At 65.8% G+C, this 7605-nt stretch carries 7 protein-coding genes; 2 read left to right on the plus strand and 5 right to left on the minus strand.

The window, feature by feature from the left end:
- Nucleotides 1-44 precede the first annotated feature (44 nt).
- Complete coding sequence (gene pcaG / locus AC3AYF_RS10790; RefSeq protein ID WP_487779723.1) at nucleotides 45-677, plus strand: protocatechuate 3,4-dioxygenase subunit alpha; 633 nt, start codon at nucleotides 45-47, stop codon at nucleotides 675-677.
- A gap of 73 nt (nucleotides 678-750) precedes the next feature.
- Here pcaG and AC3AYF_RS10795 read toward each other — a convergent pair whose 3' ends face one another.
- Entirely contained in the window at nucleotides 751-1629 is an 879-nt protein-coding gene (locus AC3AYF_RS10795; protein WP_295038973.1) for a helix-turn-helix domain-containing protein, read from the minus strand.
- Nucleotides 1630-1801: 172 nt separating this feature from the next.
- Between AC3AYF_RS10795 and pobA the strand changes: the two genes are divergently transcribed.
- Entirely contained in the window at nucleotides 1802-2986 is a 1185-nt protein-coding gene (gene pobA / locus AC3AYF_RS10800; protein WP_487779724.1) for a 4-hydroxybenzoate 3-monooxygenase, read from the plus strand.
- A 140-nt stretch (nucleotides 2987-3126) separates the two neighbouring features.
- Here pobA and AC3AYF_RS10805 read toward each other — a convergent pair whose 3' ends face one another.
- From AC3AYF_RS10805 to AC3AYF_RS10820, 4 genes are all read right to left on the minus strand, one after another.
- Nucleotides 3127-4629 (minus strand): sodium:solute symporter family protein, encoded by a 1503-nt coding sequence (locus AC3AYF_RS10805; protein ID WP_295038969.1) that lies wholly within the window; start codon nucleotides 4627-4629, stop codon nucleotides 3127-3129.
- 2 nt (nucleotides 4630-4631) lie between these two features.
- Nucleotides 4632-4868: a hypothetical protein gene (locus tag AC3AYF_RS10810; protein ID WP_295038968.1), complete on the minus strand. Its 237-nt coding sequence runs from the start codon at nucleotides 4866-4868 to the stop codon at nucleotides 4632-4634.
- A 203-nt stretch (nucleotides 4869-5071) separates the two neighbouring features.
- Nucleotides 5072-6379 (minus strand): shikimate transporter, encoded by a 1308-nt coding sequence (shiA, locus tag AC3AYF_RS10815; RefSeq protein ID WP_295038966.1) that lies wholly within the window; start codon nucleotides 6377-6379, stop codon nucleotides 5072-5074.
- A gap of 134 nt (nucleotides 6380-6513) precedes the next feature.
- On the minus strand, nucleotides 6514-7605 hold a 1092-nt coding region (locus AC3AYF_RS10820), incomplete at its 5' end, for an ABC transporter substrate-binding protein (protein ID WP_487779725.1).

Below are 7605 nucleotides of genomic sequence, written 5' to 3' on the forward strand. Positions count from 1 at the left end.
CGAGCTGCAGACCTACTTCGAGAATCAGGGTTAAGGAGCCAGCCATGCAACAGCCCAACACACGCCCGCTCACCCAGTCGCTGCTCAAGGAGACGGCCTCCCAGACCGCCGGCCCCTACGTCCATATCGGCCTGGCGCTGGATATCGCCGGTCTGCCGCCGCGGGAAGAGGAGATCTGGAATCGGCTCGCCAGCGACGATGCCTGGGGGGAGCGTATCGAACTGGTGGGGCGGGTCATCGACGGCAATGGCGACACCGTGCGCGATGCGCTGCTCGAAGCGTGGCAGGCCGACGCCGATGGCGAGTATCAGTGTCGGTTCGATCTCCAGGCGCCCTTCAACAGCTTCGGGCGCACCGCTGCCACGGTGGAGAACGACGGCGAGTGGACCTTCTCGACCGTCAAGCCGGGCGCAGTCGCGCTGCCGGACGGGCGGAAGATGGCACCGCACGTCAACCTGGCGGTCTTCGCCCGGGGCGTCAACGTTCAGCTCCATACCCGGCTCTACTTCGACGACGAGCGCGATGCCAACGACGCCTGCCCGATTCTCAACTCGGTCGAGTCCCCGACCCGGCGCCGGACCCTGATCGCGACCCGCGAGGAGGCCGGCGAACAGCGGCGCTACCGATTCGACATCCGGCTGCAGGGCGAGGGCGAGACGGTGTTCTTCGATTTTTGAGCCCGCTTCGCTCCGCGCTACCTCATCCAAGCCGCTCGCCGTCGAGCGGCTTTCTCGTTGGGTTGGGCGAGGCTCAGTCGCTTCCCCGCTGCCGAAATGCCTTTGGCGTCATGCCGGTGCCGCGCTTGAAGAAGCGGGTGAAGTAGGTGGGCTCGGAGAATCCCAGCCGCTCGCTGACCTGGGCGATGCTCTGCTGGGTGTAGGTGAGCTGGCGTTTGGCTTCGAGCAGCAGCCGGGCATGCAGGAGCTGGAGCGCGCTGTGACCGGTGAGGCGGCGACAGAGATCGTTGAGATGAGCGTCGCTGATGCCGAGCTCTGCGGCCAGCTCGGGAATGGCGGGCTGCCGTGTAAAACGCGTCTCGATCAGCGTCTGGTAGCGGTCGAGATGCTGCTCGCCGCGGTCGTGCCCGGTGCGAGGAAAACGACGCCGCCGTCTGGCGCGGCGCCACAGCTGGATCGTCACCGACTCGATCAGCGCCTGCAACATGGCTTCGCGGCCGTCGTGACCTCCCGCCGGCGTGCGTCGGTACTCGGCGTCCAGCGCGTCGACCAACTGGGCCAGGGGCGTCGATTCGGCCTGTTCGGCCAGGGGGTAATGGGCGGCGTCATCCAGGACCTCGGCCTGGGGCAGCCGCTCGCGCAGGTGCTCCACCAGCGGACGGGCGATCGTGACGATATGCCCCTGGGTCTGCGGCGAGAAGCGAAACCCGTGGACCACGGTCGCTGGCACGCAAATCGTCGCCGGGGCGTCGAGCGCCGCCTCCATCTCCCCCAGTCGCAGCGCGACCTCGCCCTCCCGCAGCAGCAGCAGGTGCATCAGGTCGGCGTGGCGATGGGGGCGGATATGCCAGGCGTGGAGCCGGCTACGTTCGGCAATGGTTTCGCAGTGCAGCAGGTCCGGGGTTGGCCAGTGACGGGTTTCGCCGTAGAGCTGATAGATGGGGATGGGCATGAGGGCGTCGGCTCGCGGATGGATCGGATAAGACTAAAGTCAGTGCCGTATCCATGAAAATTAACATCCTGGCTGTGAATCTTATCTTATACCGCGCTCTCCGGTGGCGAAGAATGGTGGCGAAAAATGACATTCGGCAAGGTCTTTCGGCCACCTTCGAGGGAGACGCCTCATGCAGACATCCGTGGCGATCATCGGCGCCGGCCCCGCCGGCCTGCTGCTGGGACAGCTACTGCACCGCCAGGGCATCGACAACGTCATCGTCGAGCGCCGCCCGGCGGCCTACGTGCTGGGTCGCATCCGCGCCGGCGTGCTGGAGCAGGGCATGGTTGATCTGCTCCGGGAAGCCGGCGTCGGCACGCGCCTGGACGCCGAGGGCATCCCCCACGACGGCTTCGAGCTGGCACTGGGCGAGCGCCGCGTGCGTATCGATCTAGCCGCGCTGACCGGTGGCAGGCGCGTCACCATCTACGGCCAGACCGAAGTCACCCGTGACCTGATGGCCGCGCGCCAGGCGGCCGGGCTGACCACGCTCTACGAATCCGAGGATGTCAGGCTGCATGGGCTCGACAGCGCGTCGCCCGCCCTCACCTTTACCCACAACGGCGACTCGATGCGGCTGAGCTGCGATTACATTGCCGGTTGCGACGGTTTCCATGGCATCTCGCGCCAATCGATTCCCGCCGACCGTCTCCAGACATTCGAGCGCGACTACCCGTTCGGCTGGCTGGGGCTGCTGTCGGACACGCCGCCGGTGCACGACGAACTGATCTACTCGAGCCATGAACGCGGATTCGCGCTGTGCAGCATGCGCTCCCGTGAACGCAGCCGCTACTACCTGCAGGTGCCGGCGGGAGAGCGGATCGAGGCGTGGTCGGACGACCGCTTCTGGGAGGAGTTGTCGCGGCGCTTGCCGTTGGACGTGGCCGGGAAACTGGTCACCGGGCCATCGCTGGAGAAGAGCATCGCACCGCTGCACAGTTTCGTCGCCGAGCCGATGCAGCACGGGCGACTGTTCCTGGCGGGGGACGCCGCCCATATCGTGCCGCCCACCGGCGCCAAGGGGCTCAACCTGGCCGCCAGCGACGTCGGCGTGCTCCAGCGGCTGCTTACCGCCATCTACCACCAGGGGCGTACCGACCTGATCCCGCGTTATTCGCAGACCTGCCTGCGCCGGGTCTGGAAGGCCGAGCGTTTCTCCTGGTGGATGACCCGCAATCTGCACCGCTTTGCCGACGCCGCCGATTTCGACGAGCGCATCCGGCAGGCCGAGTTCGATTACTTTCTCGGCTCCCGGGCCGGGTTGACGACCATTGCAGAGAACTACGTGGGATTGCCCTATGAAACCCTGGCATGACCGGATGATGACGAAGCGGCGGCTCCGACGGTGCTTGAAACGAGCCGGGGCGCGCTACCAGCGCTGGCTCGAACGGTATGCAAGGGACGCCGATCTCGAGTCGCTTTTCTGGCTCTGATCGGACCCGCGCCTTGCGCTCGTCACGGACGCTGCCAACCGATCACCTCCAGCGCTCGCTCCCGGTTGGCTTCCGAGGCCTGGCTGAGCAGGCTTCCGCCCACGCACACGATGAGGTTGAGCAGCAGCCCCCACAATCCGCTGTAGACGCCCAGCGGGCGGTAGCCGGCGAACGTGAAGACGGCGGCCAGTACGGTGCCGGCGAGCATGCCGACGAACACCGCCTGGGTATTGAGCCGGCTCCAGTAGAGGCCGAGGATCAGCGCCGGCGCGGTCTGGATCAGCACCTCGAACTTGAGCACGAAGATCTGATAGAGCGTGCCCGGCGGATACCAGGCGATCAGCACCAGCACGACGACGGCGGCCACGCCGACCAGCTTGCCCACCAGGATCTTGCGCGACTCATCGGCGTCAGGAGCGATGTAGCGCCCGTAGAGATCGTTGGAGACGATCGACGAGAACGTCAGCAGCACCGAATCGGCGGTGGACACGATGGCCGCGATCACGCCGCCGAACAGCAGCACCATAGCCCAGTAGAAGAAGGCGTTCTGGTTGGCCAGCGCATTGGCCATCATCCCCACCAGCTGCTCGGACTCCGCGGTGGTCAGGTCGGGGAAGGCGGCGATGCCGATGATTCCGACCATGAACACCACCCCGGCGGTCAGAAACGGCATGTAGGCCATGCGGATGAAGGACCGCTTGAGCGTCCTTTCGCTACGTGCAGCGAAAATTCGCTGGAAGGCATGCGGATAGATCGCCGCGCCGATGCCGACCAGCACCAGCAGGCAGAACCAGGTGGTCAGGCCTCCTCCGGTTGGTGCGCCCAGTTTCTCCGGCGCCTCGGCGATCATCGTCTCGGCTGCCGTGGGCAGCCCGCCGAGGTAGATCAACGAGCCGATCAGCAGGGTGAACACGCCGAACAGCAGGGCGATGCCCTGGATCGTGTCGGTGTAGGCCACCGAGCGCATGCCACCCAGCCAGCTGTAAGCGACCATGATCACGATGAAGAACACCACCCCGACCTGATAGGGGATCGTGCCGCCGGTAAGACCGGATACGCCCTGGCCGATGGCGACGAACTGCTCCAGCAGATAGTTGCCGAGACCGTAGAGCATCAGAATCGCCGCCAGGATGGTGACCTTCTTCGAGCGGAAGCGCAGATCGATCCAGTCCACCGGCGTCAACAGGTTGAAGCGTCGGCCCAGCGCATAGAGCCTGGGCGCGAACAGCAGGTAGACCATGATGATCATGATGAAGAACGGCACCGACACTAGGTATTGATAGCCGAGCCGATAGGCCGTTGGGGGGTAGCCGACCACGGTGTTGCCGCTGTATTGCGTCGCGAAAAAGGTGAAGAACAGCACCATGACGCCAAGGCCGCGCCCGCCCAGATAGTACTCGTCGAGACTTTCCCGAACCTTGCGATTGCGCAGGAACGCGTAGATACCCACGGCGAGCATCAGACCGCCGTAGAGCATCAGCACCAGAATGCCGGACCATCCGCTGAAGGCCAGTTCCACTTCCATGGTCACGACTCCTCGTCTTCATCGGCGCCGGTTTCCCACTGCGTCTTCACCACCCAGGTGATGAAGATCGACAACGCCAGCGAGGCGAGCAGGATGATCAGGGCCCAGTAGGGAACGCCGAAGAACAGCGGCGACCAGGAGCCGGCGGGGAAATACCAGGGATTGATCAGGGCGAACAGAATGACGAAGCCGATCCAGACCAGCGGCTTCTTGACCGGTTCACTGATTCTTCTTTTCATCAAGACACCTCGATGGCGACACGAATTCGGCGCAAAGCGGCCAAAATATGTCGCGACGGCAAATGGGAGACTATAGCCAGCCCCGGTGACGGCTGGCCATTACCGGTTGGCAAAGCGAGACTTCGTCTATGGCGAAGAACCGCGACATTGGTCGTAATGGCCTCCGGGGCAGGGAATAGCCACCGCTCGGGTGCCCGATGGCGTCATGCCTCTCGCTTTCGCAGCATCCAGGCCGCGCCGAGAGCGGAGAGCAGGCAGCCGGCGGCCAGGTAGATGGCGACCGGCGTCCAGCTGCCGCCATAGAGATCCACCAGCGCGGCGGCGATGAACGGGGTGAAGCCGCCACCGATCACGCTGGCGACCTGGTAGCCGACCCCGGCACCACTGTAGCGGTAGGCGGTCCCGAACAGCTCGGCGAAGATCGGCTGCTGCACGCTGACCACCATGTCGTGGGCGAGATTGGCCAGGGCCACGGCGAACACCACGATCCACAGGATCGAACCGGCCTGGAGCGCCATGAAGAACGGGAAGGCGGCCAGCACGCCGACGATGGCGCCGGTGATGTAGACCCGTCGCCGCCCCAGCGTGTCGGCGAGGAGTGCGAACAGCGGAATGGTGACGCAACTGACCGCGCCGACCAGCAGCCCGATATGCAGGAACAGATCGCGGGAGAGATCGAGATAGCCGGTGGAGTAACTCAGCGCGAAGGTGGTCACGATATACATCGTGAACAGCTCGGCCAGGCGCATGGCGATGATGGTGACGAAAGCCCCGGGATGGCGTTTGAGCGCCTCGAGGATCGGCGGCCTGGCCGGCTTGCGGTCACCGTGTTCGACCGCGGCGACGAATTCCGGCGACTCCTCGAGGCTCGAACGGATCTTCAGCGCCACCAGCACCAGTACCACGCTGAACAGAAACGGCAGACGCCAGCCCCAGGCGGTGAAGTCGGCATCGCTCAGCCAGTAGCTGAGCAGCGACACGCTGCCGGTAGCCAGGATCAGGCCCACGCCGTAACCCACCTGGACGCCGCTGGAGTAGAACGCGCGACGACCTTTCGGCGCGCTCTCCACCGCCATCAGGGCGGCGCCGCCCCACTCCCCGCCGACGGCGAAACCCTGCACCGCGCGCAGCGTCACCAGCAGGATCGGCGCCCAAACGCCGATCTGGGCATAGGTCGGCAGCAGGCCGATCAGCGCCGTGGCGCCGCCCATCAGGATCACCGTCAGGATCAGCATGCGCTTGCGCCCCAGGCGGTCGCCGTAATGACCGAATACCAGCCCGCCGAGCGGGCGAAACAGGAAGCCGACGCCGAAGGTGGCCAGCGCCGCCAGGGTGCCGGCGGCCGGACTGACGTTGGGAAAGAACTGCGAGTTGAAGACCAGCGCGGCGACGATGCCGTAGAGCAGGAAGTCGTACCAGTCGACCACGGCGCCGACGAAGCTGCCGATGGCGGCACGTCGGGCCTGGCTGGTCGAGTGGGCGGGGGCGGCGGTCGTGGCGGGCGTGCTCATCCGTAACTCTCGGTGGTCGGTGTCTTGTGATCGAGGCGATTGCAGGCGCGGCGACGTGGCGGCGGCATATCTTACGGCATTGCGCTGCCGGACACAGACCCCTGCGCTGGATCGCGCCCCTCGGCCCGACGCGTCTACGGTTCCGGCGGTTCCAGGATCTGAAGTTCGCGATCCCAGCGGCGCAGGAAGGCCTGGCGGCGCAGTGGATCGACGAACGCCAGCAGCGTGGCGTTGATCGGGATCGGGTAGAGGTGATCGCCAACCTGGTCGCGCAGCCGCTGTGCGGTGTAGGGGCCGATGACATCGTCGCGCACGCTGAACAGCGGCGTCTGGCCGGCCAGGATGTGCTGGCCCCGCTGGCTCAGCAGGAAACTGACGAAGCGCTTGGCCATCTCCGGATGTGGCGCGTCGCGATGGACGAACGCCATCCGCATCATTACCAGCGAGTAGTCGTTGGGGACCTGAACGATGATGTCGGGATGGGTCTGGGCCCACACCATGGCATAGGAGCCCAGCAGGTTGTAGCCGAGCCAGTAGCGGCCGTCGCTGAGTCCTTCCAGCATGCGCTGGGTGGTGGCTTCGAGGTCGACGTTGGCGGCGCCCATGGCGGCGATCAGGTCCCAGGCGCGGGGGGTGTAGCGCGCATCCTGCTGGAACAGGGTGTAGCCCACCCCGCTCTTGCGTGGCGAATAACTGACCACGCGACCGTCGAGCCACTGGCGGTAGTGAGTCAGCAGGTCGAGCAGGTCGCGGTGGGTCTCCGGCGGCGGCATGTGCGAGGCGAGCTCGAGCCGGTAGGCCATCACCACCGGTTCGAAGGTGAAGCCGAACACCTCGTTGCGCCATTTGGCCCACGCCGGCCACTGGTCGGCCTCCGGGGCGTCGAGGGGCTGGGCCATCCCGTCGTTGCTGAGCGCCAGCTGCCACGGCATCGCCGAGCTGATCACCACGTCCGGCGGCGATTCGGGATCCCGGGCCCGCCGGTCGACCTCCAGCGTGGAGCGATCACGGTAGTCGAGGTCGATCTGCGGGTTCTCGGCAGCGAAGGCGGCCAGCACCGGCTCGACGATCTGCCGGTCCAGTGCCGCTTCGATGACCAGTCTTTGGTCTCCTCGGGCTGCGCCGCTGCTGCCGACACCGAGGCATAGCGACACCAATAGGCCCAGGCCAAAGTGGAGGCGTCCTGTCATCCTGCGCTCTCCCCGGGTGGCTGACAGCGTGGCAAC

The sequence above is a fragment of the Salinicola sp. genome, from assembly GCF_982684285.1.

Bases quoted from the DNA above. Each gene is read 5' to 3' on its own strand.
- pobA (WP_487779724.1), top strand. From the start codon at position 1,802: ATGCAGACATCCGTGGCGATCATCGGCGCCGGCCCCGCCGGCCTGCTG.
- pcaG (WP_487779723.1), top strand. From the start codon at position 45: ATGCAACAGCCCAACACACGCCCGCTCACCCAGTCGCTGCTCAAGGAG.
- AC3AYF_RS10795 (WP_295038973.1), bottom strand. From the start codon at position 1,629: ATGCCCATCCCCATCTATCAGCTCTACGGCGAAACCCGTCACTGGCCA.
- shiA (WP_295038966.1), bottom strand. From the start codon at position 6,379: ATGAGCACGCCCGCCACGACCGCCGCCCCCGCCCACTCGACCAGCCAG.
- AC3AYF_RS10805 (WP_295038969.1), bottom strand. From the start codon at position 4,629: ATGGAAGTGGAACTGGCCTTCAGCGGATGGTCCGGCATTCTGGTGCTG.
- AC3AYF_RS10810 (WP_295038968.1), bottom strand. From the start codon at position 4,868: ATGAAAAGAAGAATCAGTGAACCGGTCAAGAAGCCGCTGGTCTGGATC.